The 24,031-nt window shown below is 67.2% G+C and carries 18 protein-coding genes; 7 read left to right on the forward strand and 11 right to left on the reverse strand.

Translation table 11 applies throughout. From position 1 onward, the window contains the following. Positions 1 to 1,128: 1,128 nt before the first annotated feature. Complete coding sequence (locus JL101_RS26395; RefSeq protein WP_203098282.1) at positions 1,129 to 2,298, forward strand: tyrosine-type recombinase/integrase; 1,170 nt, start codon at positions 1,129 to 1,131, stop codon at positions 2,296 to 2,298. Between the two features lie 545 nt (positions 2,299 to 2,843). Further along, positions 2,844 to 3,683, forward strand: a complete 840-nt coding sequence (locus JL101_RS26400; protein WP_203098281.1) for a type 1 glutamine amidotransferase — start codon at positions 2,844 to 2,846, stop codon at positions 3,681 to 3,683. A gap of 39 nt (positions 3,684 to 3,722) precedes the next feature. On the opposite strand, the gene JL101_RS26405 is transcribed toward JL101_RS26400, so the two are convergent. The 3 genes from JL101_RS26405 to JL101_RS26415 form a co-directional block, all read right to left on the reverse strand. Next, positions 3,723 to 4,742 carry a hypothetical protein gene (locus JL101_RS26405; RefSeq protein ID WP_203098280.1) on the reverse strand — a complete coding sequence of 340 codons (1,020 nt, stop codon included), beginning with the start codon at positions 4,740 to 4,742 and terminating at the stop codon, positions 3,723 to 3,725. Between the two features lie 94 nt (positions 4,743 to 4,836). Continuing rightward, positions 4,837 to 6,309: a hypothetical protein gene (locus tag JL101_RS26410; protein WP_203098279.1), complete on the reverse strand. Its 1,473-nt coding sequence runs from the start codon at positions 6,307 to 6,309 to the stop codon at positions 4,837 to 4,839. Between the two features lie 153 nt (positions 6,310 to 6,462). Continuing rightward, a complete protein-coding gene (locus JL101_RS26415; protein WP_203098278.1) occupies positions 6,463 to 8,112 on the reverse strand; it encodes a sensor domain-containing phosphodiesterase in 1,650 nt (549 codons plus the stop codon). 249 nt (positions 8,113 to 8,361) lie between these two features. Here JL101_RS26415 and JL101_RS26420 point away from each other — a divergent pair, with 249 nt between their 5' ends. The 5 genes from JL101_RS26420 (at position 8,362) to JL101_RS26440 (ending at position 13,132) form a co-directional block, all read left to right on the forward strand. Next, positions 8,362 to 10,050 carry a methyl-accepting chemotaxis protein gene (locus JL101_RS26420; RefSeq protein ID WP_203098277.1) on the forward strand — a complete coding sequence of 563 codons (1,689 nt, stop codon included), beginning with the start codon at positions 8,362 to 8,364 and terminating at the stop codon, positions 10,048 to 10,050. A gap of 124 nt (positions 10,051 to 10,174) precedes the next feature. After that, on the forward strand, positions 10,175 to 11,185 hold the full coding sequence (locus tag JL101_RS26425) for a zinc-dependent alcohol dehydrogenase family protein (protein WP_203098276.1): 1,011 nt from the start codon (positions 10,175 to 10,177) through the stop codon (positions 11,183 to 11,185). Positions 11,186 to 11,280: 95 nt separating this feature from the next. Next, on the forward strand, positions 11,281 to 11,835 hold the full coding sequence (locus tag JL101_RS26430; RefSeq protein WP_203098275.1) for an Hsp20/alpha crystallin family protein: 555 nt from the start codon (positions 11,281 to 11,283) through the stop codon (positions 11,833 to 11,835). Between the two features lie 59 nt (positions 11,836 to 11,894). Beyond that, complete coding sequence (gene hpf / locus JL101_RS26435; RefSeq protein ID WP_203098274.1) at positions 11,895 to 12,242, forward strand: ribosome hibernation-promoting factor, HPF/YfiA family; 348 nt, start codon at positions 11,895 to 11,897, stop codon at positions 12,240 to 12,242. Between the two features lie 14 nt (positions 12,243 to 12,256). Then, entirely contained in the window at positions 12,257 to 13,132 is an 876-nt protein-coding gene (locus JL101_RS26440; protein ID WP_203098273.1) for a universal stress protein, read from the forward strand. A gap of 24 nt (positions 13,133 to 13,156) precedes the next feature. Here the strand turns inward: JL101_RS26440 and JL101_RS26445 are convergent, their stop codons facing one another. The 8 genes from JL101_RS26445 to JL101_RS26480 form a co-directional block, all read right to left on the reverse strand. Beyond that, positions 13,157 to 13,570, reverse strand: a complete 414-nt coding sequence (locus tag JL101_RS26445) for a flagellar biosynthesis repressor FlbT (protein ID WP_407697364.1) — start codon at positions 13,568 to 13,570, stop codon at positions 13,157 to 13,159. A gap of 113 nt (positions 13,571 to 13,683) precedes the next feature. Continuing rightward, a complete protein-coding gene (locus tag JL101_RS26450) occupies positions 13,684 to 14,934 on the reverse strand; it encodes a methyltransferase domain-containing protein (protein WP_203098271.1) in 1,251 nt (416 codons plus the stop codon). 48 nt (positions 14,935 to 14,982) lie between these two features. Next, complete coding sequence (locus JL101_RS26455) at positions 14,983 to 15,723, reverse strand: DUF1217 domain-containing protein (protein WP_203098270.1); 741 nt, start codon at positions 15,721 to 15,723, stop codon at positions 14,983 to 14,985. A 30-nt stretch (positions 15,724 to 15,753) separates the two neighbouring features. Beyond that, positions 15,754 to 16,155 carry a flagellar biosynthesis regulator FlaF gene (locus tag JL101_RS26460; protein ID WP_203098269.1) on the reverse strand — a complete coding sequence of 134 codons (402 nt, stop codon included), beginning with the start codon at positions 16,153 to 16,155 and terminating at the stop codon, positions 15,754 to 15,756. A gap of 134 nt (positions 16,156 to 16,289) precedes the next feature. Continuing rightward, the gene (locus JL101_RS26465; RefSeq protein ID WP_203098268.1) at positions 16,290 to 17,108 is read right to left on the reverse strand and encodes a flagellin; all 819 of its coding nucleotides are present in this window, start codon (positions 17,106 to 17,108) and stop codon (positions 16,290 to 16,292) included. A gap of 473 nt (positions 17,109 to 17,581) precedes the next feature. Next, positions 17,582 to 18,580: a dihydroorotate dehydrogenase-like protein gene (locus JL101_RS26470; RefSeq protein ID WP_203098267.1), complete on the reverse strand. Its 999-nt coding sequence runs from the start codon at positions 18,578 to 18,580 to the stop codon at positions 17,582 to 17,584. A 27-nt stretch (positions 18,581 to 18,607) separates the two neighbouring features. Continuing rightward, entirely contained in the window at positions 18,608 to 22,201 is a 3,594-nt protein-coding gene (gene nifJ, locus JL101_RS26475; RefSeq protein WP_203098266.1) for a pyruvate:ferredoxin (flavodoxin) oxidoreductase, read from the reverse strand. Between the two features lie 78 nt (positions 22,202 to 22,279). Then, positions 22,280 to 24,001 (reverse strand): IlvD/Edd family dehydratase, encoded by a 1,722-nt coding sequence (locus tag JL101_RS26480; protein WP_203098265.1) that lies wholly within the window; start codon positions 23,999 to 24,001, stop codon positions 22,280 to 22,282. Between the last annotated feature and the right edge of the window lie 30 nt (positions 24,002 to 24,031).

Here is a 24,031-nt window from a genome sequence, read left to right on the forward strand (position 1 = left end):
GGGACGATCGGCTGCGCCGAACGGTTCCGCTTCCCCCGCTTCCCGAGCAAGATCGGGAACCGGGGAAATGCTCACCTTCGCCCCCATGCCCACCGGCATCAACAACAACAAGGATTTGGAAATTGAAAAAATAGCGGTTACCCTGCGGCTCCGCCGACACTGATGCCCAGCATCGACACGGCGCAATGATCCTGCGGGACTCTCGCTTAACCCGCCACCCCGATTGTCTCACCAACGGGGTCCATCTCAAACGGCGTCCAGAACATCGCCCGCGAACTCTATGTCAACGCGCTCAACTTTGACAACGTGCTCGCATATCGCCTCTCATAGCGAGAACTGAACAGCCCTGACGGCTTCTCCGCCCATCAGGCAATCGCTCTCTCCCTGACAAGCCAGAACACCCTCGCTGCCTGACCAGCCCCGTGAGAAATTACAATCGGAAAATAGATATCCCTTTTGAAAATAATAAAATAATTAACATCCTGAATATTCTAATTTTGCCGATCGATCATGCAAAAAATTCATAAATATTAATTCAGCCAACAAATACGTAATTACAACTTGCGTCATCACTGTCAAGTTGTTTTTTGTAAAGTGTAAGTTAACGTTTTTTTAACAATTTCTCGAACATATTGCTTAACAGGTTCCCACTAATCTTGATTGAGTCTCCTGTGAGTGCAAAATAGTCTTGTCCCAACGACCTCCCATATCGGCCATGTTTGTTCACAGATGAGCAGCCGTCGGCCTGTAGAGGCCTTTCACCCAGACCTTTTAATGATCGAGCGGAGAATAAAATGCGGACACAGCCGTCCGGCATTAAGATCAAAACAGACCGATCGGAATGCGGTCTACGAAGCCGCTCGCTGTATGAGGGCATCGGGATCAAATTACGTATTGTGAGCGGCTTCAGAGCACGCCTTATAGTGGTAAGGAAGATATCCTGATGGCTAGGCAGATTGATCCGGATCGTATCTACAGCCTAGCCGAAGCAGCGCCTTTGATTCACTCCAGCATCAAAACGCGCTCTTTGCGGGAGGCTATCGCCACAGGCAAACTCAATGCATGCAAAATCGGTCGTGCCGTGCTGGTGACTGGCGCTGATATCATTACTTATCTGGAGCAAGCAAAATGCCCCGCGCCAACAAAGGCCCGCGTCTCGAACTGTACGGCCCAGACACCCGATTCGGTGCCAAAGCCAAGCGTGGATTCACCGAGTACCGCTTCTATATCGTCTGGTCAGACGCTGGTAGAAAGTGCGAGCGCAGCACGGGCACGTCAGACATCGGCTTTGCTGAAGGGTGCTTCCGCGCCTTCCTCGAAGAACGCGCCAACGCTGCCAAAGTCGTCAACCAAACCGCCGGCTCCCTCCGTGCCGATCAGATGAGTGTCGCAGACGTGCTCGACATCTATGGCCGCGAGCATGCTCCGCAAACAGCGGCCCCAGCCCGCATCGGCTTCGCAATCGACGCGCTGCTGCCGTACTGGGCAGCGCTAAAGGTCAGCGACATCAAGGGTGAGACGGTGCGCCGGTACATGCGATTTCGCCGTGATCATTTTGCGGCGCGCGAGGCCAAACGTGTAACCGAGCAGACGGCGCGGGGCAGGCTCCCACCACCGGCGCGCACCCTGTCGGATGATACCGTGCGGCGCGAGTTGGTGATGCTCAGTGCCGCCCTGAAACACTGTCATCGCGAAGGTTACCTGATCGACCCGCCAGCGGTCTGGCTGCCAGAGAAAGGCGTGCCACGTGATCGACACCTATCCAGGTCGGACATAGCTCGGCTTCTATGGACGGCTCGAAAATCGGCGCGCGGCCGCACGCACTTGACGCTCTATATTCTTATTGCCTTCTACACGGGCGCGCGACGGAGTGCAATCCTAGAACTCCAATGGCAACCGAACACCGTGGGCGGATGGGTAGACCTGGAACGCGGCGTAATCGACTTCCAAGGGAGCGCGCGGCGCACTAAGAAGCGCCGGAGCACCATCCCAATCCCGGACCGGCTGATGACATTCCTGAAGCTGGCGCGGCGTCGGACCGTGCAATACGTGATCGAGTTCGAAGGTAGCCCGATCCGTGATCCCAAGAAGGCGCTGGCAACAGCCGGCCGCGCGGCCGGGCTCGGAAATGTGTTCAGCCACTTGCTGAAGCATTCGGCCATTACGTATCTGCTGGGTGCTGGAGTGCCGCTGTGGGAAGTCGCCGGCTGGACCGGGACCAGCGAGGAGACAATCAGGCGCGTCTACGGCCATCACTCGCCAGACTATCTATCGAGTGCAGTGAAGGCGCTAAGATAGCACCCGCCAATCCCCGTAACATCCCGCAACGAACGCAAATCAATCATTCCGGACTTCATCTATCAACGAACGGAACATGAAAATTTAACGAATATCATACGAACATCAACATGCATCCTGCCCTCCGAAGGCAGAGGTCGTACGTTCGAATCGTATCGGGTCCGCCATCGAATTCAAGGGCTTAGCTGGCAACCAGCTAAGCCCTTTTGATTTTCAGCAAGCGCATAATCATCTAATGGGTACACAGGGCCTGCGACGTCGCGGGTCGCGTGGGACCGAGGCTGAGGACACCTCAGCCCAAAGCGCAACAGTGATTCGAAATTCATGCTCGCCGCTCCAGATCGTTAGCCGGGTCGCCTATCGGGCTTTCCGGGGAATCAAGCCTGCTTGCCCAGGATCCGGACCACGGCCTCCCGGAGGATCATCCGGAAAGCCGCTGCGGATTGCCCAGTCCAGCGTCCCGTAACAACCGGTGCCGGCGCACCTTTTGGCGTGGCGCCGGTTTGCCTGTCGAAAGTCCGCCGTAGCCAGAAGATAGGATAACCGTGCCCCTTCACCTCCTGATCGTCGCCAGCGAAACGCCGGATCAAGCCGAAGCGCGCCGCAAATCCGTCGGGGCTGCGTCGCACGAGACCTATGCATCGACCGTGCGCTCGCTCGCCGAGGGCGCTTCCATCGACTTCGCGTCCTGTGTCGATGGATCGAGAACGCCTTCGATCCCCGAGCTTCGTCGATATGACGGCATCTTCTTCGCCGGCTCCCCGATCCAGATGCACGAGGATACCGGGGAAAGTCGTTCGGCCGCTCGTTTCGCGACGGACGTGTTCGAGTCCGGAACGCCCGCGTTCGGGTCATGCGCCGGTCTGCAGATCGCGGCCGTCGCGGCGGGAGGGACGTGCAAGCCGCGCGAAACGACGATGGAGGCCGGATTCGCGCGAGGGATCACGGCAACGGAAGCCGGGCGCGATCATCCGCTCCTGCAGGGGCGGCCGATCGTCTGGGACGCTCCGGCCATGCATTTCAGCGTCATCGACACCATGCCGGAAGGCGGCGTCGTCCTGGCAAGTACGAAGAGCACGCCGATCGAGGCCGCGGAGATCAGGTCGCAGAACGGGATGTTCTGGGGCGTACAGTATCATCCCGAGCTGACGATCGCCGAGATCGCCGCATCCCTTCGCCGGCAGGCGGACGACCTGATCGCGCAGGACATGGCAAGGGATCGCGTGGCCATCGAGCATTACGCAGCTTTGCTCGACGACCTGCACGACGACGCTGCACGCAGGGACATTGCCTGGCGGATCGGGATCGACGACGAGATCACCGATGAGAAAAAGCGCACAAGCGAGCTGCGCAGCTTTCTGCGTCTGCTGGAGCGGCGGGCGTGAACCCGCTTCCGCTCAGGATATCGCCCGCCCCTTCTCCCTTCACCCCTCTTCCTGCAAGGCGCTGAAGACGGTGGTCTGGCGGCGGTGGAGGCTGGCGGCGTCGGCGTGGAAGCGGCCGCATTCGTCCTTCGGGACCAGGGGGAGGATGCGGAGCGTGGTCAGGGCCAGGGCGGGGTCGGCGGTGGAGCCCGGCCAGTTGCCCCAGAGGTCGCAGACCGGCTGCCAGCCGTCGAGCAGCCAGGCCAGGCGCTCGACCGCCTGCCTGAGGGCGGGGCTGCGGGCGTCCCAGTCGTCCAGGAGGGGGCCGGGCTCCGCCATCATGGCGTCGGCCTGCCGGATCAGGTCGTCGCCGATCGCCACGGTCAGCCGGGCCACGTCGGCGATCAGCACGGCCGCGTCGCCGCCGATGCCCTCGATTCGGGCGGCGAAGTCGCGGACGCGGCCGGCCAGGGCGCGGAGCGGACCGCGGCCGTCCTCCGCATCGACGCCGAGCGGCAGGGCCAGGGAGGCCGCCTTCTGGATCCGGTCGAACAGGGTCTCGGGCTGGAGGGCGGCGCGCGCGGCGGCCTTGCCCGCGGGCGTGGCCAGCAGCAGCGGCGTTATGGGATAGCCGTTGACGGTCAGCCCGCGCGACGGGATCAGGCGGCGCAGCAGGTGGAAGGCGGTCACCGTCGCGACCTGGGCACGCTCGGCCAGCAGGTCGTCGGCGTCCTGGAGCATGGTTTCGCCGGCGAGGCCGCTCCGGGCGACCCGGTAGGCCGCGACCTGGATCCGCTCGGGCGTGACCGCCTGGGTGGTCAGCACCTCGGCGTGGAGGGTCAGGTCGTGGAGGTTCAGGCGCAGGACGTCGGGAAGCGCCCGCCACGGCAGGATATAGACGCCGCGCCCACCGGAGAAGCCGTGGACCAGCACCTCCAACTCGCCCTGGGCCGCCCGCCTGACGCGGGCGTTGGCGAGGTCCGGCTTCTGGAACGGTACCGTGGCGCCGCGCTCCTCGAAGGTGGCCGGCACATGATCGCCGGACAGGCGTGTCGTGAACGGCGGCACGGTCTCGTTCATGGTGGTCGACTCTCCACGGAAGGATGCCGGGCGATGATGCACCCGAGGGATTGAAGAATTGCTTGCGATCGGGCAACCGCACGTGGAGGGGCGCTTACCCGCTCCGCACCGGGGCGCAGCAGGACCGGACGATCTCCGACAGGAAGGCCTCCCGCGTGCGGGGGGCCGGCCGGCCGGTCGCATCGACGAAGGCGGTCTGGAGGAAGGTCAGGACGCTTTCCTGGGGGCAGAGCTGCTCGAAGGCGTGGGCCGCCCGCGCCGCCACCCGGAGCGCGCGGTCGGCCAGCGCCGGGTCGGGCGGCGCGGCGGCGCCGGTACCGGAAGAGGCGCCGGCACCGGGATCGCCCTTGGGGACGGGGCGCGCCAGGGCGGCGATCCGGCGCCGGGTCGCCGCCATCAGGCGCTCTACCGGGACGGCGGTCATGTCCGCGAAGCCGGCGCCGGCGCAGACGTCCCGGCCGACCGACAGCATCTCGACCGCCGAGGCCAGGGCGGCGACGAACTCCGATTCGTCCTGGGTCCGGGGCATGGCGGGAAGGCGCTCGATCATCTCCTCCACGTTGGGGATCAGCCTGTCGCGGACCGCCGCCTCGAGGTCTTCGCCCAGCCGTTCGGCGGCGGCGGTCCCGTTGCGGCCCATGGGCTGGGCGCGCAGCACGGCGAGCCGTTCGGCGGCCGGACGGAGGCCCCGGGCCAGCGCCGCGGGGTCCAGGTCGCGGGCCGCCTCCTCGGCGGTCTCCAGCCCGATGTCCTGGCGGGCGTCGTCGGCGGTGCAGCGCACGATGTCGGACAGGATGCGGGCGACCTCCTTGGACCGGTGGCGGCCGAGCGCGGTGGCGAGATCGGGGAAGGCGCCGCGGGATACCGGGGAACGCGCCAGGGAGAGCAGCATGACATGCATGGCGAGCGCGTCGCCGCCGGCGGCGCGCAGGAACTCCGACACCGCCGGGTCGATGCGGCCCCGGGCGAGGTCCTGGCGGATGCGCCAGAGATCGAAGCGCAGGCCGAGCGCCAGATCCATCTCCGGAACGATGTCCCAGATGTCGGGATGGATGCGCTTGCCCACGTTGGCGATGGCGGGGTTTCCCACCGCCGCGGCGCGCATCGCCGACAGGGTCCCGCGGCCCGCCTCGAACAGGGGATGATCGAGCGCGTCGCGGTCCGGCCGGAGCGGCAGCGGGAACTCGTCGGTCGGGCCGCGCAGCAGGCCGGGGATGGTCGCGGGCCTGGTCAGCAGCCGCCAGAACGGCATCAGGATGCGGCGGGGAATCAGCCCGGCCGGCCGCACCCGGGGGTTCCGGTCGGTCAGGAGATCCTCGAACGGCAGGCAGAACAGCCGCATGGGCGTGAGCACCTTGGGCGGCCGGGTCGCCCGCAGGCGGGGACGAAGCGCGTCCTCCAGCGCCGCGCGGGCGGGGGACGGCGGCAGCTCGGCCGAATAGCGGTGGATCCGCTCGATGGTCCTGGCCGGCAGGGTCGCGATCTCCTCCGCCGTCGGCAGCACCATTCCGGGACCCGCATCGGCGGAACCGGCGGCCGTCTTCAGGTCAGAGGACGGGGCCTGCATCGGACCCGAACCTTCCCGTCCCGTGCGCGGATCGGCGCGGCGTTCCCTTCGCCCGGTTTCCGATCATTCTCCAGCCCGCTCCCCGGCAATTCATTAGAAATCTTAGCGTGCATACTCTTATGTTCAGGTTAAGGGAAATGCCGGCTTTCGCCCTCAGCTCCAGCTTTCCACGACGCCCTGGCGCCGGCCGCGCAGCCGGGGCGGCGCCACCGGCTCCAGCGGCTTCGGCGTCCAGACCGGAGTCGGCGTCGCCTTGCCGAACAGCCATCCCTGGCCCAGGATGACGCCGATGGCGCGGAGGAATTCGCTCTGCCCGGCGGTCTCCACCATCTCGCCGACGGTCTCGATCTCCAGGTCGGCGCACAGCCGGACGAGCCCGCGCAGCAGGGTGTCGTCGCGCCGCGAGCCGCCGATCCGCTTGATGTAGGAGCCGTCGATCTTGACCCCGTTGATGGTCAGCGCCTGGAGATACTGGAACGAGGCGGCGCCGGCCCCGAAATCGTCGAGATAGACGGCGAAACCGCGCCGCCTGACCTCCTGGATCACCCGCTCGGCCCGGGCGAGGTCCCGCAGCCGGGCACTCTCCGTGATCTCCAGCGAGAGCCGGCCGGCAAGGTCCCGGTTCTCGTCCAGAAGCGCCAGCAGCAGCCGGATGAACACCGCGTTCTCCAGCGACTGGCCGGAAAGGTTGACCGCCAGGCGAAGCGGCGCGGCCCCCGGCTCCCGGTCCCTGGCCCGCATCGCCGAGACCGACCGGGTGCAGACGGCGAAATCGAACTTCTCGATGACGCCGATCTCCTCGGCGAACTGGACGTTCTCGAACGGGCTGGTGCCGTCGGTGAAGCGGGCCAGGACCTCGAAATGGTGCAGCGCCCCGGTGGCGAAGGCGACGATCGGCTGGAAGGACAGGTCGAACTTCTCCTCCCGCACGACCGTCGCGAAGTCGTTCATCCGCTGGATCGCGGTATCGACCATCTGCTCGAACGCCTGGGTCACCGATCCGGGCAGCGCGGCGGACGAGCCCAGGGAGGAGAACCGGTTCACCGCGAAGCGGACCGCCTGGAGCAGTTCGTCCCGCCCCAGCCCGCCGCCGAGCGCCATGTCATGGGTGCTGAACCCCAGGTCGATGCCGTTGCGGGCCCCTTCCGCCGTGATGTCGGCCAGGCCCTTGCGCAGGATGGTCTCGCCGCCCCTGTGGGTGACGCCGAAGCGCGCCTCGCCCAGTCGTGCCGCGGCATTGCCGTCGACCGCCGAGTCCTGCAGCAGCGCGCTGATCCGCTGTACCAGGGTGCTGCACATGGCCGGGTCGCTCTGCGCCAGGCCGACCAGCCCGGGCGCCTCGACCAGCGTCATGTTGGCGCCCTCCCCGCCCGCCCGGCGGGCGGCCTCGACGAAGTCGTCGATGTCGGCGAGATCGGCGCCGGGATCGCCGGCAGCCGGAAGCGCCGTCAGCACGCAGGACAGCGATTCCTGCGGGCCCGCAAGCCGGCAGGCGCTGAGCGACGCGCGCCGGGCCGGTCCCTGCCCGGTTCCCGGGCTCGGGCCGGCGGCCGCCATGCGCACCTCCAGCGGCCCGGAGCGCCCCTGCGGCCCCAGCGCCGCCGCGAGGTCGCGGACGGACCTCCGGTCCGCCGGGTCGAACAGGTCGAGCCAGTTCCTGCCGATCAACTCATCGTCGCGCCGGTCCGTCAGGGTCAAGGCGGCGCCAAGGGCAAAACGAATCTCGCCGCGAGGCCCCACCTCGATCAGCAGATCGGCTGCTGCGAATGCGAAGGAGATGAACCTCTGCAGTTGGCTTGTCATAGGCCGGTCTCTACAAAACGATTTTAGTATTTCCTTTCCCGATCCTACTGGCAGGTTACTTCGAAAGGGAAAAACCTTTGTTATATACTTGGTAATAGGCAGATCCGGGGCGTTGAAACCAGGAACCTATGAAACCCGACCTAAGTCTTTACCATGCAATCTAAAGTAATGGCTTCAATAAATACTTCATCACTTGACCATATCCTGGCTTCGGCAGGGGAACGCTTCTCATCGAATCCAGAGGACTTTATGAGCGTAGACGACAGTAATCATTCGCGGCTTGCGTCGGACAGCCAATCCAGGCGCCTTGCCGTCTTCCGGCTGACCCAGGCCGACATCGATCTGGTCCGTGAGCAGGGATCCTTTGCCGAACAGCGGCTGCCGGCACTGCTGCTGCAGTGGCAATCCCGTTTCGCCGCCTGGCCCGAGATCCAGTCCGCGCTGGCCAACCCAGCCGTCCATGCCGTCCGGGTGCAGCACTGGGTCCGCGCCGTGTCCGGCCGGATCGACGACGACTTCATGCGGTCGGCGACGCAGCTCGCCCGGACCTTCTACGAGAACGGCGTGCCCGGCTACGCGGTCGCCGTCTGCCACAACGTCGTGATCACCGGCATCATCGAGGAGCTGGGGCTTGAGGCCGGGGGGAACGGTCTCGGCTCGCTGCTCCGGTCCGGCGACGCGGCCCGCAAGCTGGCGTTGCGCAACGCGCTGACCAAGCTGGCCTGGCTCGACCTGGAACTGCTGCTGGAGACCTACGCCGAAGCCGAGGCGGAGACCAGGACCGCGGCGCTCAAGGCGATGGCGGAGACGGTGGAGCGGGAAGCCCGCTCGGCGGTCGAACGGGTCGCCGTCCATACCGGCGGCATGGCGCGGGACGCCCAGGGCATGGCGGAGTCGGCGGAACGGGTCGGCGCCAGCTCCCGCACCGTGGCCGCGGCCGCCAACCAGGCGCTCGCCAATGCCCAGACGGTCGCCGCCGCGACCGAGGAGCTGGCAGCCTCGATCCGGGAGATCACCAGCCAGGTGGCCCATTCGGGCGCGGTGACGCGGCGCGCGGTGGAGAGCGGCGAGCGCACCCAGGCGACGATCAGCTCGCTGTCCCAGGCGGTCGGCAAGATCGACGAGGTCGCCAAGCTGATCAGCGCCATCGCCGGCCAGACCAACCTGCTGGCGCTGAACGCGACGATCGAGGCGGCGCGCGCCGGGGAGGCCGGCAAGGGCTTCGCCGTGGTGGCCCAGGAGGTCAAGAACCTGGCCAACCAGACGGCGCGTTCGACCGAGGAGATCACCCGCCAGATCAACGAGATCCAGAGCGTGACCGCGACCGCCGTCAGCGCCGTCGCGGAGATCGGGCAGACGATCGGCGAGATCGACCGGGTGTCCGGGGCGATCGCCGCCGCCATGGAGGAGCAGGCGGCGGCGACCCAGGAGATCAGCCGCAACGTCGCCGAGACCACGGTGGCCGCCCACGAGGTTTCGGTCCGGATCTCCGAGGTTTCGAGCGAGGTGGTCCAGACGGGCGAGCAGGCGGCCCAGGTGAAGGCCGGCTCCGGCGAGGTCGCGGTCAGCATCGACGATCTCCGCCGGGTGCTGGTCCGGGTCGTCCGCACCTCCACCGTCGAGGCGAACCGGCGGCGCGACGTGCGCTTCGACGTGGACGAACCCTGCTCGGTCGAGTTCGGGTCGGACCGGCGGACCGCCAGGATCGCGAACCTGTCGGAAGGCGGGGCGATGATCGCCGGCGTCTCCGGCATCCGCGTCGGCGCCCAGGGCGCCCTGGTGCTGGACCGCCGCGGCGTCCGGGTGCGGTTCGACGTGCTGGACGGCGACGGCGGCGCGCTGCATGTCCGCTTCGCCGCCCAGGACATGGAGGACCCGCGCTTCAGGGCGGCGTTCGAGGCGATCACGGGCGGGCTGAAGCCGGCCGTCGCCGCCTGAGCGGCGGCCCGGGGGCCGGGGGCGGGCAATCCTGGCGCAGGTGTCTTGACCCAGGTTAAGGGGGGTCCCCCGGCGATCGGGCAGGATGGCGTCCGACAGGACACGAGCCACGAAAGCGCCCCCCATGAAGGCAATGGTTCTGCAGCGCCCCGGCGGCCTGCTGGTTCCGACGGACCGGCCCGACCCCGTCCCCGGGCCGGGCCGGATCCTGATCCGGGTGCATGCCTGCGCGGTCTGCCGCACGGACCTGCACGTGATCGACGGGGAGTTGCCGGACCCCGTCCTGCCGCTGGTCCCCGGCCACGAGATCATCGGCTCGGTGGTCGAGGTCGGGTCCGGCGTGGAGCGGTTCGCTCCGGGCGACCGGGTGGGGGTGCCGTGGCTCGGATGGAGCTGCGGCACCTGCGTCTGGTGCCTGTCCGGCCGCGAGAACCTGTGCGACCGGGCCCGCTACACCGGCTACCAGATCGACGGCGGCTATGCCGAGCTGACGGTGGCCGACGCCCGCTACTGCTTCCCGATCGACCCCTCCTATACGGACGCCGAAGCGGCGCCCCTGATGTGCGCCGGCCTGATCGGCTACCGGGCGCTCCGCATGGCCGGGGACGCGGCCCGCCTGGGGCTCTACGGCTTCGGCGCCGCCGCCCACATCGTGGCCCAGGTCGCCCGCCACCAGGGACGCGAGGTCTTCGCCTTCACCCGGCCGGGCGACCGGGGCGCCCAGGACTTGGCGCGCGAGCTGGGCGCGGCCTGGGCCGGCGGGTCGGACGAGCCGGCCCCCGGGCAGCTCGACGCCGCGATCCTGTTCGCCCCGTCGGGGCCGCTGGTGCCGCTGGCGCTGCGGGCCGTGGCCAAGGGCGGCACCGTGGTGTGCGCCGGCATCCACATGAGCGACATCCCGTCCTTTCCCTACGGGATCCTGTGGGGCGAGCGGGTCGTCCGGTCCGTCGCCAACCTGACCCGGCGCGACGGGGAGGAGTTCCTGGCGCTGGCTCCCCGGGTGCCGGTCCGGACGCGGGTGACGGAATATCCGCTGGAGCGGGCCAACGAGGCCGTGGCGGCGCTCCGGTCCGGCGCCGTCACGGGGGCCGCCGTGCTGACGGTCGGGAAAACAGGCACGCTTGATCCAGGTTAAGGCACGCCGGCCGGCGCCGCGGCAATCTTTTCCGTGCGGCGACACCGAGGTCCCGCCAATCAAGAAACAGTCCTGAACCTCAGGAGGATCGAGCCATGACCAGCATCCGGGACAAATCGGCCGGGACGCCCGAAACCGGGTCCGCGGCGACCGGGAACAAGGCTGCGGCCGAACGTGCCGGACACCCCCTGCTGAGCCTGCGTGACGAGATCGATCGCCTGTTCGACGATTTCTCGGCCGGCATGATGCGCAGCCCCTTCCGCACGCGCCTGATGGATTTCGAGCCTTTCCGCCGGTTCGAATCCGCGCTCTCGGGAGCGGTGCCCACCGCGGAGGTCGCCGAGAAGGAGAAGGAATACGTGGTCACGCTGGAACTTCCCGGCATCGACCAGAAGGACCTCGAGATCAGCGTCAGCGGCCGGATGCTGACCGTGAAGGGCGAGAAACGGGAGGAAAAGGAGAAAACGGAAAAGCAGCTCCACCTCTCCGAACGGCGCTACGGCTCGTTCCAGCGCTCCTTTCCCATCCCGGAAACGGTCGATCAGGACAGGATCGCCGCGGCGATGAAGGACGGCGTGCTTACCGTCACGCTGCCAAAGACCGAGGAGGCCTCGCGGCCGGCGCGCAGGATCGAGGTTTCGGGCTCGTAGCCCGCTTCCCTCCCGCTTCCCTCCAGTCCCGGCCATGGGCCAACCCTGAGGCGGATCAAATGAAGACACCACTCAAGATCACCTTCAAGAACCTGGATCCGTCGCCGGCGCTGGAAGCGCGCATCGGCGAAAAGGCCGCGAAGCTGGATCGTTTCTGCGAGCATATCGTGGCGTGCCACGTGGTCGTGGAGCGGCCCCATGGAAACCGCCAGCAGGGAAACCTCTACCAGGTGACGGTCGGCATGACCGTTCCGGGCGGGGAATTGGTCGCCGACGGCGTCCACGAGAACGCCTACGCCGCCCTCAGGGCCGCTTTCGACGCGGCCGTCCGGCGGCTGGAGGACCATGTCAGGCGCCAGCGGCTGGACGTGAAGCGGCACGAGCCGGCGCTCCATCCGCCTACGTGACGGGAGGGGGCTCCATGATCAGGAAGATCCTGGCACCGCTGGACGGCCGGCCGTCCGACCGGACCTCGCTGGCGCTGGCGTTAAACATGGCCCGGATGGTGGGCGCCCATGTCGAAGCGGTCTTCCTGGCCACGGACCCGGCCGCGAGCATCCCGATCATGGGCGAGGCGGTTCCGCCCGAGTTCATCGACGAGATGATCCGGGAGAGGGAAGCGGCCGTGGCGGCCGCCGGGCGCGAGGCCGAGCGGTGCTTCGACCGTGTCCGGCAGGCGGCCGGGCTGCCGCCGGCCGAGGCGCCCGGCACGGACCGCGGGCAGGCGAGCGCCTGTTTCCACAGAAAACTGGGGAATGTCGAGCGGACCCTGGCGAGGATCGCCCGGTGCGCCGACCTGACCGTCGTCCCGCAGTCCGACCGCTCCGCCCCGGGCGCCCTGGCCAGGGCGCGCGACGCGGTGCTGTTCGACGCGGGACGGCCGCTCCTGCTGGCCCCCGCGGTGCCGCTCGACGAGACCCTCGGCAAGGCCGTCGCCATCGCCTGGAACGACAGCGCCGAAGCGACGCACGCGGTCATCAGCGCAATGCCGCTGCTGACCCGCGCGCCCAGGATCCTGATCCTGGTGCAGGAGGACTTCCGCCGGCAGATCGACGGTGCCGTGGACCTTGCCGAGTATCTGGCTTGGCACGGCATCGATGCCGCCATCGACAGGCTGCCGAGGGTCGAGGAAGAGCCGATGGGCCAGGTGCTGACCCAGCGCGCCCTCGACCTGGGCGCCGGCCTGCTGGTCATGGGCGCTTACGGCCACAGCCGTTTCCGCGAGATGGTCCTGGGCGGCACGACCCGCCACGTGCTGGACAACCCGGTCCGCATCCCCGTCCTGATGGCCCATTGACGGGGCCGGGGGCGCCGGGATGCGTTATCTTCTCACGTGCCTGGGCTGGAAGCTCTTCACGTAGTTCTCGCTTTGCCGGACATGTTCGGAGTTGTTCGTCCAGAAGTCCGGGGTTTCCAGATCGATGACCTTCCAGAGCATCTTCAGGAGCCTGTAATAGTTCTTCTGATCCAGCAGCGGCTCGATGGCATCGACGTCGAAACCAGCGGTGTGCCGTGAGCCTGCCTTGCGCAGATGCTCCTTCACGTTATGCCAGATCCTCAGGATGTCCCCGTGCTGCCCTTCCCGGGAGCTGCGGTGCTTTATGTAGGTTTCCTGGATCGCATAGTAGAAGGTCTGGAGCATGGTGAGCGAGCCAGGGTCCCTGATGGTCATCCGCTCCGGCAGGATGTCGCACTGGTCGAGCAGCAATATCTCCGAACTGTCGACGAACTGCATCCGGACGCCTTCGATATACAGGACTTCACCTTTTTTGACGGAGTATCGAAGCGCCATCTTTCTTGCTCACTCGGTTCTGGATGCGGTGCGGACGGTCCGGCAGGTTGGGTGCCTCAGGCCGGCTTCCGCGCGACGAAGATCGTACCGAACACCGGCCGGCCGGCGTTGACGCGGAGCTGCTCGCGGGCGGCGGTCAACACCTCGAAGCCGGCGTCGGCCAGAGCTTTCTCGACATAGGACCTGCGGTGGGCGAAGCGGCCCGCTGTGGAAACCTCAAAGTCGTCAAGGAAACACTCCTCGACCGAGAAGACGAACAGGCCGCCATCTTCCAAGACGTCGGAGACCTTGGCGACGAACCCGTCGAGCCGGCCGATATAGCCGCACACGTCGGCGGCGACCGCGACCGAATAGGCGCGGTCGATCTCGCCCAGAGACTCCTGCAGGTTGACGGCCTCGATCTGGTCGTAGACACGCTTCTCCAGCGCCTTGGCCAGCATGTTGCGGGAGATGTCGACGCCCTTCTGGAAGTCGGCGACGTCGCGCAGCATGAGGCCGACCAAGCCGGTCCCGCAGCCGAGATCGAGGACGGACGCGAAACGCGGCCGGCCGGAAGCGGCCTTCAGCAGGTAGCGGCGGACGAGGCCCGGCACGCGGTATCGCAGCTTCTCGATCAGGTCGGTTTCGAAATGGCTGGCGTAATCGTCGAACAGCCCCGCCACGAACTCGGGCGGAACGGTGTCCATCGCCTCGTTCCGCAGCAATGCCAGCATGTGCTTCGACCGGGAATTCGTCGGGTCCAATTCGACGGCCCGCTCGAACGCCGCCGCGGCTTCGGCGCCGCGCCCGGGACTGCGGTGCAGGGCGTTGCCTATGTTGTGGTACAGTTCCGGCGCCTCGACCAAGGCCAGGGTGCGCCGGCAGACCTCGATGCTGCGCCCGAAATCCTTCAGGAAATTCAGCGTGCTCGACAGGTTTACCGCCGCATCGACCATGTCGGGGTGGGCCGCCAGGACGGTTTCGAACAGTTCGACCGCGGCCTCGTGGCTTCCCTGCCCCCGCATCGCGAGGCCCAGGTTCACGTAGAGCTGGGGATGCTGTTCCCGCTCCGAATTGTTGATCGCCTTCACATGGAAGACGACCGCCTCGTCGAACATCTGCAATTTCTGGAGATGGACGGCGAAGCCGTTGAGCAGTTCCCAGTCATGGGGCCTGGACATCACGGCGGTCGCCAGATCCTGGACCGCGTCGACCAGGGTGCGGGTCTCCTCCGGGCCGCCACTGGCCCGCAGGAGGGTCGCGCGCTGCTTCAACTCCGCCGGTTCGACGGAAGCGGCCGGTTCTTGCAGGGTTGTCTCGGCAAGCATCGATTCTCTCCAGGTCCGGACCGAACCGTCCGGCGGACAAGGCGGCGTTCAGGCAAAAAGGTTCAGTTTCCACTGCTCCGGACCGGCCGACACGGACGTGTCGTCGGAGAGCATCAGGAAGCGCTTGGCCATTTTGTCGACGAATTTCGGATCGCCCAGGTCGGAGACCTTCAGGCGTTTCTCGATCGCGGCGGCCTGCGCCTCGACCGACTGGTTGGCAATCTCCAGGGGCAGGCCCAGCGCTGTCGTCACGACGTGGCGCAGGCGCTGGTCGCCGAGGATGTCGTAGGCGTTCTTGACGCTTGATGCATTGTCCTTCAGGTACAGGGCCAGGGGAACCGCCGAGTTCTGGGTGGACAGTCCGTCGTTGTACCTGCTCTTGACGTAGAGTTCGGCCAGGTCGTTCTTGGTGCTTTCCCGCTGGATCTGCCCGAGTCCCTTCTCGCCGAACTGGAGCAGGCTGGCGGCCACCTTGTAGCGCTTGTCCGTCAGCCTGTTCATCAGGGCGTCGGAGTCCTCGGCCTTCTGGGTCAGGGCCTTCTTGATCAGGCCCATCTTGTCCGTTTCCTTGCCGAGATCCACCGCATCGAGGACGAATTGCGTCAGTCGGCGATCCTTGAACAGATCCTCGACCGACTTGACGCTCTGGATCTTGTCGCGGAAGTAGTTCACCTCGGCCTTGACATCCTTCCGGGCAGCCATCTTCTCCAGTGCCGTGTCGCTCTGCTTGAGGGCCAGCTGATAGGCCGCCAGGGCCGGCATTTTGTAGAAGACGATGCTGTTGGACATGGTCCGGCTCCCGAAGGTGGAACGATCCCCTTACGCGCCGCGGCGCTCGCTCTGAGGTCCGGCTGCCATCGGTGGCGCCTCGCCCTGGGCTGCGAGCCCCTCGATCATCTGGGTATTGATGTCGATGAGGAAGTCGACGTCCAGCTTGCCGGTCGCGTTCTCGTCGATCTCGCGGATGACGGTCTGCCCGATGGAGATGATCTGGGCGCGGAGCGGAGCCGGCAGGCGGTTCTGATCGTCCCGCAGCAGGTTGACGACGGTCTGCCAGAGCAGCCTGTTGTCCGACGCTGCCCTGACGAGCCCTATTCCATCCGGGTTCGCCTTGCCCTCGATCAGGCCGAAAGTCACGCGCTTGAAAAGATTGGCCTCCTGCGAGCGATAATCCGTCTTCATCATCGCCGCCTGTTTATAGGCCTTCAGATTCGTGTTCATTGCCACGTCCGTTCTGAACCGCTTCCGGTGATGGTTTCGAGTGGGGAGAAAGGAATACCGCCAAGCGCGCCGAGAACGTCGGGAGTTCGCATCCGCCCTTTCCGGACCGGAGCCCGGAAAGGGCGGGGGCGACCTTAACGGAACAGGCCCAGCAGCGACTGCGGCGACTGGTTGGCGATCGACAGCGCCTGGCTGGAAAGCTGCTGCTTGACCTGCAGCGACTGCAGGCGGGCACTTTCCTTGGCGAGGTCGGCGTCAACGATGGCGCCCAGGCCGGTGTTGGTCGCGTCGGCGATCGCGTTGTTGAACCCGATCTGGTTGGTGACCCGGCGGCTGTCGGCAGCCAACTGGTTCATCCCCGTGCCGAGTTCGGTCATGGCATCGTCGACGCCGGCGCCATCCGCGATCAGGGCGGCGGCTTCGGTGGCATTCGTCACAGCGGTAAGCTTGTCCAGCACGTCGGTCTTGAGATCCTTCGCCTTCACCTCGATGTTGCCGCCATCGACGTTAGAGATGATCTTCTGGCCGGTCGTGCTGTCGATCAGGTTGACACCGTTGTACTTCGCATCCTTGATGAAGTTGTCGATGTCTTCCTTCAGGGTCGTATACTGTGCATTGTAGTTCGCACGGTCGGTAGCGTTCAGAGCTTCGTCGGACAGCTTGGTGAGGACGACGCGGACGTCCTGGAGCGACTTGGAGATGTTTTCGCCGGCCTTGACGGCGACGTCGATCATTCCCTTGCCGACAGCGAGACGCTCGTTCACGGCGCCGATCGCCTTGACGTCGCTGCGGATGCCTTCCGCGACGGCGTAGGACGCGCCGTCGTCATAGGCGTCGGCAACGTTCAGGCCGGTGCTGATGCGTTTCTGCGTCGACGACAGGGAGTCGCTGACGCTGTTCAGGTTCTTCAGGGCAACCATCGCCCCGATGTTGGTATTGACTGAGTTGGCCATCCGAGCCTCACGTTTTGGATTGAAGCGACTTTCTGCCGCCTAATGATGTTGGCGCGGAAACATGAATAAGACCTTAATATCGGGATATTATGACTTACGTATTATGTCATAACTTGGATTATTACTTGTTGTCTTTGGGTATTTACTTAGCGCAGACGTCTCGCGCCACAGTCTCTCTGCATAACTTTTCTTGCAATAAGCGAAAGGGTGCGTTTCCTGCTTCGTTTCCTATTATGGCTCGCGATGAATCATCCAGAAAACGGAAGGGCAGAATCCATATCCTTACCTTCAGGCAACGATCATGGGGCTTAATGCAACTCTCGATAGTAGTCCCTCGGTCCGGTCCTGGCGCGAAGGCCTATGACGTTCCTGCTCATCCGGAGATCATAGGAGACACCCGTACCAGTCACGGCGCCCTCGCGATGCCGGTCTCCAAGCCAGGGCCTCTCCCGCCTGCGGCTTGGGCGGGGCAACTATCCGTCGGCCCGCCAGCCCTGGAGCACGCGCATGTAGTTCGCCCGCTCGAAGGCCGCCGGATCGGGGCAGCGCCGCAGGTTCATGCTGCCCTGCATCTGCTCCAGGGAGGCGTAGTCGCGCTCCTCCATCCAGCGGCGCAAGCCGTCTTTCAGCACCGTCAGGTGCTCCGGCCCGTGGCGCAGCAGCGCCGACACGGTCTGCACGGCGTGGGCGCCGGCCATCACCGCCTTGACCACGTCCTCCACCCGATGGACCCCGCCCGACGCCGCCAGCGCGGGCCTGATCCGGCCGGACAGGATCGCCAGCCAGTGCAGGCGCAGCAGCAGTTCCGACGGGTCGGAAAGCTGGACCCGCGGCGTCACCTCCAGCGCCTCGATATCGATATCGGGCTGGTAGAAGCGGTTGAACAGCACCACCCCGTCGATCCCGACATCCTCCAGCCGGCGGACGACCGCGGCGACGCTGGAGAAGAACGGCGACAGCTTCACCGCGACCGGGATCGCGACCGCGCGGCGGACGGCGACGGCGACGCCGACCAGCCGGTCCTCGACCACCTGCCCGGGTTCGTTGGGATCGGCCGCGACGGCATAGACGTTCAGTTCCAGCGCGTCGGCGCCGGCCTCCTCCATCAGCTTGGCGTAACGGATCCAGCCCGACCGGCTGACGCCGTTCAGCGAGGCGATCACCGGCACACCGACCGCGCCCTTGATCCGGCGGATCTGCTCCAGATAGCCCTCGGGACCCAGCGCGAAACCGTCGAGCGGGGGCAGGTAGCTCAGCGCCTCCGCGAAGCTGTCGGCGGGACGCTCCGCCGCATGGACGGCCGCGAGCTGCTCGCCGGAGATCTGTTCCTCGAACAGGGAATGCATGACGATGGCGGAGGCCCCGGCATCCTCCAGCCGACGGACCATGTCCAGGTCGTCGACCAGGGGCGACGCGCCCGGCATGATCGGATGGGGCAGCTCGAAGCCGAGATAGCGCGTGCGCAGGTCCATGATCGCTCCCCTCCCCTCGATGAGTGGTCAGTCGGCCGCCGGCTCGACGAACCCCGCCATGTGGCGGTAAAGGTCCAGGCGCAGCCTGTTCTCGGTCTCCGCAGCCTTGAGCAGCCGCCGGAACCGCTCGGGGTCGTCACGCCGGACGACGCCGAAGCGGGTCTCGTTGGCCATGAAGTCGGCCAGCCGAGCCTTGGGCGGGCCGCTGTCCAGCTGAAGCGGCGGTTGCCCGGCCGCCAAGCGGCGCGGGTCGTAGCGGAACAGCGGCCAGTGTCCGCTGTCGACCGCCAGCTTCTGCTGGTCGAGCTGGTGGCACAGGTCGTAGCCGTGGGCGACGCAGGGGCTGTAGGCGATGACCAGGGACGGGCCGGGATAGGATTCGGCCTCCATGAAGGCCTTGACCGTCTGCGCGTCCTTGGCGCCGAACGCGACATGGGCGACATAGACATGGCCGTAAGCCATCGCCAGCATGCCCAGGTCCTTCTTGCCGACCGCCCGGCCGGCCATGGCGAACTTGGCCGAGGCGCCGAGCGGCGTCGCCTTGGACTGCTGGCCGCCGGTATTCGAATAGACCTCCGTGTCCAGCACCAGCACGTTCACGTCCCGGTCCGAGGACAGGACATGGTCCAGGCCGCCATAGCCGATGTCGTAGGCCCAGCCGTCGCCGCCGACGATCCAGACCGACTTGGGCGCGAGATAATCGGCCAGAAGCTCCAGCCGCCGGGCGGCGGGGCCGGCGATCCCGGCCAGATGCCGGCGCAGTTCCAGGACGGCCTCCCGCCGGGCCTTGAGCGCGCCTTCCCCGGCAGGCCCTTCCGCCAGCAGGCCCTGCACGAGCCCTTCGGGAAGGTCAGGCCCCAGCCCGCGCAGCAGAGCCCTGGCCTGATCGGCCAGCTGGTCGATCCCGACCCGGATGCCGAAGCCGAACTCGGCATTGTCCTCGAACAGGGAATTGGCCCAGGCCGGCCCGCGACCGTCGGCATTGGTCGCATAAGGCGTGGTCGGCAGGTTTCCGCCATAGATCGACGAGCAGCCGGTGGCGTTGGCGATCACTGCGCGGTCACCGAACAGCTGGGTCAGCAGCTTGACATAGGGCGTCTCGCCGCAGCCGGCGCAGGCGCCGGAGAACTCGAACAGCGGCTCGAACAGCTGCACCTGCTTGACGTTGTGGGGCACCCGCTCGCGCGGGGCTTCCAGCACCTGCCGGAAATAGTCCCAGAGCGGCCGGGCCGCCGGGCGCACCGCGTCGGCGGGCCTCATCTCCAGCGCCTTGCGCCGGGGATTGCCCTTGTCCTTGGCCGGGCAGACCTCGACGCACAGGGTGCAGCCGGTGCAGTCGTCGGGAGCCACCTGGAGCAGGTACTTCGCCCCCTGGAACTCGTCGCCGCGATAGTCGAGCGCCACGAATCCTTCCGGGGCGTCCGCCAGGTCGGCGGGTGCGGCGGCCTTGACCCGGATCGCGGCGTGCGGGCAGACCATCGCGCACTTGTTGCACTGGATGCACAGCTCGGCGTTCCAGATCGGGATCTCGGTCGCGATCATGCGCTTCTCGTAGCGCGTGGTGCCCAGCGGCCAGGTCCCGTCGACCGGGAAGGCGCTGACCGGCAGCCGGTCGCCGTGCCCGGCGAGCATCAGCGCCGTGACCCTTTGGACGAAGTCCGGCGCGTCGCCGGGAACCGCCGGCGGCCGGGGAAGGCCGGTGGGCCGGGCGGGAACCGGGACCGGCACCAGATGGGCCAGCGCCTCGTCCACGGCGGCATTGTTGCGCCGGACCATCTCCTCGCTGCGGCGGCCATAGGTCTTCTCGATCGCGGCGCGGATCTCGGCGATCGCCTCGTCGCGCGGCATCACCTCGGACAGGGCGAAGAAGCAGGTCTGCATGATGGTGTTGATGCGGCGCCCCAGCCCCGCCTCCCGGGCGACCCGGCTGGCGTCGATCGCGTGGAGCCGCAAGGACCGCTCGATCGCCAGTTCCTGGACCTCGCGCGGCAGCCGGGCCCAGACCTCCTCCGGGGTGCCGGGAAGGTTCAGCAGCACCTGGGCGCCCGGAGCGGCCAGTTCCAGGACCTCCGCCCGCTCCAGCAGGGGAGCGTGGTGGCAGGCGACGAAGCCGGCCTTGCGGATCAGCCAGGGAGCGTTGACCGGGTGTCGGCCGAAACGCAGGTGGGAGACGGTGGTGGCGCCGGCCTTGCGGCTGTCATAGACGAAATAGCCCTGGGCATGGGCGCCCGTATGCTCCGCGATGATCTTCAGCGAATTCTTGTTGGCGCCGACCGTCCCGTCCGAGCCCAGGCCGAAGAACACCGCCCGCATGGTGTCGGGCGGCTCGATGTCGAGATCGGGATCGAACGCCAGCGAGGAATGACTCACGTCGTCGGTGATGCCGACGGTGAATCGCCGCTTCGGCTGCGGCCTGGTCAGTTCCTCGAACACCGCCGCGGCCATGCCGGGCGTGAACTCCTTGGACGACAACCCGTAGCGCCCGCCGATCACCAGGGGACGGGCCGAGGACTCCGCCGGAGCGTCGGCCAGCGCCGCGACCACGTCGAGGAACAGGGGTTCGCCGACGGAGCCCGGCTCCTTGGTCCGGTCCAGCACCGCGACCGCGCGGACCGTCCTCGGCAGTGCCGCCAGGAAGCCGGCGGTGTCGAAGGGCCGGTAGAGCCGCACGGTCAGCGCGCCGACCTTGTGGCCGCGCGCCGCCAGCCAGAGCGCGGTTTCCCGCACCGTCCGGGCGCCCGACCCCATGGCGACCACGACCCGCTCGGCGTCCGGCGCGCCGTCATAGTCGAACGGGGCGTAGCGCCGGCCGGTCAGCGCCGCGAAGCGGTCCAGGACGCCGCGGACGATGCCGGGGCAGGCTTCGTAGAACGGATTGCAGGCCTCGCGCGCCTGGAAGAAGACATCCGCGTTCTGCGCGGTGCCGCGGATCACGGGGTGGTCGGGGCTCAGCGCCCGCCGGCGCAGGGCGTCGATCCCCTCCCCGTCCAGCAGGCCCCGGATCTGGTCGTCGTCCAGCGGGGCCACCCGGTTCAGCTCGTGGGAGGTGCGGAACCCGTCGAAGAAATGGATGAAGGGGATACGGGATTCCAGGGTCGCGGCATGGGCGACCAGGGCCATGTCCTGCGCCTCCTGCACGGTGGAGGACGCCAGCATGGCGAAGCCGGTCTGGCGGCAGGCCATCACGTCGGAATGGTCGCCGAAGATCGACAGGGCATGGGTCGCCAGGGTGCGCGCCGCCACATGGAGCACGAAGGGCGTCAGCTCGCCCGCGATCTTGTAGAGGTTGGGGATCATCAGCAGCAGGCCCTGGGACGCCGTGAAGCTGGTCGCCAGCGCGCCGGCCTGGAGCGCGCCGTGGATCGCCCCGGCGGCGCCGCCCTCCGACTGCATCTCGACCACCTTGGGAACCTGCCCCCACAGGTTGGGCCGTCCCTTGGCCGCCCACTCGTCCGCCAGTTCGCCCATGGGCGAGGCGGGGGTTATGGGGTAGATCGCGATGACCTCGCTGGCCCGGTAGGCGACGGAGGCCGCGGCCTGGTTGCCGTCGATGATCTCGCCGGCCTGCGTCCGGCCCTCCCCAGAGCTGCTCGCGATGGCGACGGACCCGTCGTCGGGCATGGCATCCTCCCGCTATTTTCCGCCAGCATCGGCGGAAAGCGGGAGCGCCGCATTGACATCGGTCAAGAACAACATCGGTCAAGAACGCGGGGGGATCGTCCTCGTGGGCTCCGGCCTGAGGAAGTCGAAGTCGCATCCCTCGTCGGCCTGGAGCACGCTGTCCAGGTAGAGCTTGCGGTAGCCCCGCTCCGGCGGCGCATGGGGAACCGGCACGGGAGTGCGGGCGGCCAGTTCGGCCTCGTCCACCAGCAGGTCGATGCGGCGCGCCGGAACGTCCAGGCGGATGCGGTCGCCGGTGCGGACCAGGGCCAGCGGACCGCCGGACGCGGATTCCGGCGTCACGTGCAGGACGATGGTGCCCGACGCGGTGCCGCTCATCCGCCCGTCGGAGATCCGCACCATGTCGGTGACGCCCTGGCGGGCCAGCTTGCGCGGGATCGGCAGGTATCCCGCCTCCGGCATGCCGGGGGCTCCCTTGGGGCCGATGTTCTGGAGCACCAGGATGTCGTCGGCGGTCACGTCCAGGTCGGGATCGTCGATCCGGGCAGCCAAGTCGGCGGCGCCGGCGAAGACGACGGCCCGCCCGGTGTGCCGCATCAGCCGGGGCGACGCCGCCGACTGCTTGACGATGGCTCCGCCCGGCGCCAGCGTGCCGCGCAGGAAGGCCATGCCGCCCTCGGGATGGATCGGGTTTTCCAGGGTGCGCACGACATCCTGCGGCCACGGGCCGGGTGCGGCGTCGATCGCCTCGCCCAGGGTCGTTCCGGCCACGGTCGGGCAGTCCAGGTGCAGCAGCGGCTTCAGCTCCCGCAGGATCGCCGCGAGGCCGCCGGCATCGTGCAGGTCTTCCATATAGTGGCGGCCGGACGGCTTGAGATCGACCAGGACGGGCGTCTCCCGGCCCATGCGGTCGAAACCCTCCAGGTCGATGCGGATGCCCAGGCGCCCGGCCATGGCGGTCAGGTGGATGATCCCGTTGGTCGATCCTCCCGTCGCCAGCAGCACCCGGAGCGCGTTCTCGAACGCCCGTTCCGTCATGATCCGGTCGGGTGTTATGCCGTCGCGGGCGAGGCGGACCGCGGCGGTGCCGGTCGCCTCCGCGTGGCGCAGCCGTTCCGACAGGACCGCCGGGATCGCGGCCCCGCCGGGCAGCATCATGCCCAGCGCCTCGACCGCGAGCGCCATGGTGCTGGCCGTGCCCATGACCGAGCAGGTGCCGGCGCTGGGAGCCAGCCGGTCGTTGACCTCCGCGATCTCGGCGGCGTCGATCTCGTCCGCGCGGTACCGCGCCCAGAAGCGGCGGCAGTCGGTGCAGGCGCCGACCCGCTCGCCCCGGTGGCTGCCGGTCAGCATCGGCCCGGTGACGAGCTGGATCGCCGGCACGCCGGCGCTGGCCGCCGCCATCAGCTGGGCCGGGACCGTCTTGTCGCAGCCGCCGATCAGCACCACGGCGTCCATCGGCTGCGCCCGGATCATCTCCTCCGTGTCCATGGCCATCAGGTTGCGGAGGAACATGCTGGTGGGATAGGCGAAGGATTCATGGAGCGACACGGTCGGGAAATCGACCGGCAGGGCGCCCGCCAGCATCACGCCGCGCTTCACCGCCTCGATCAGGTCGGGCACCGTGCGGTGGCAGGCGTTGTAGCCGCTGTAGGTGTTGACGACGCCGACGATCGGCCGTTCCAGCGCGTCATCGGAATAGCCCATGGCCTTGATGAAGGCCTTGCGCAGGAACATGGAAAAGCCCGCGTCGCCGTAGCTGGTCAGCCCGCGCGCCATGCCGGTCTTCTTCGTCGTCATTCAGAGCCCCCCTAACCTCCCGTGCGGTCC

The organism is Skermanella rosea (genome assembly GCF_016806835.2).
GTDB lineage: Bacteria > Pseudomonadota > Alphaproteobacteria > Azospirillales > Azospirillaceae > Skermanella > Skermanella rosea.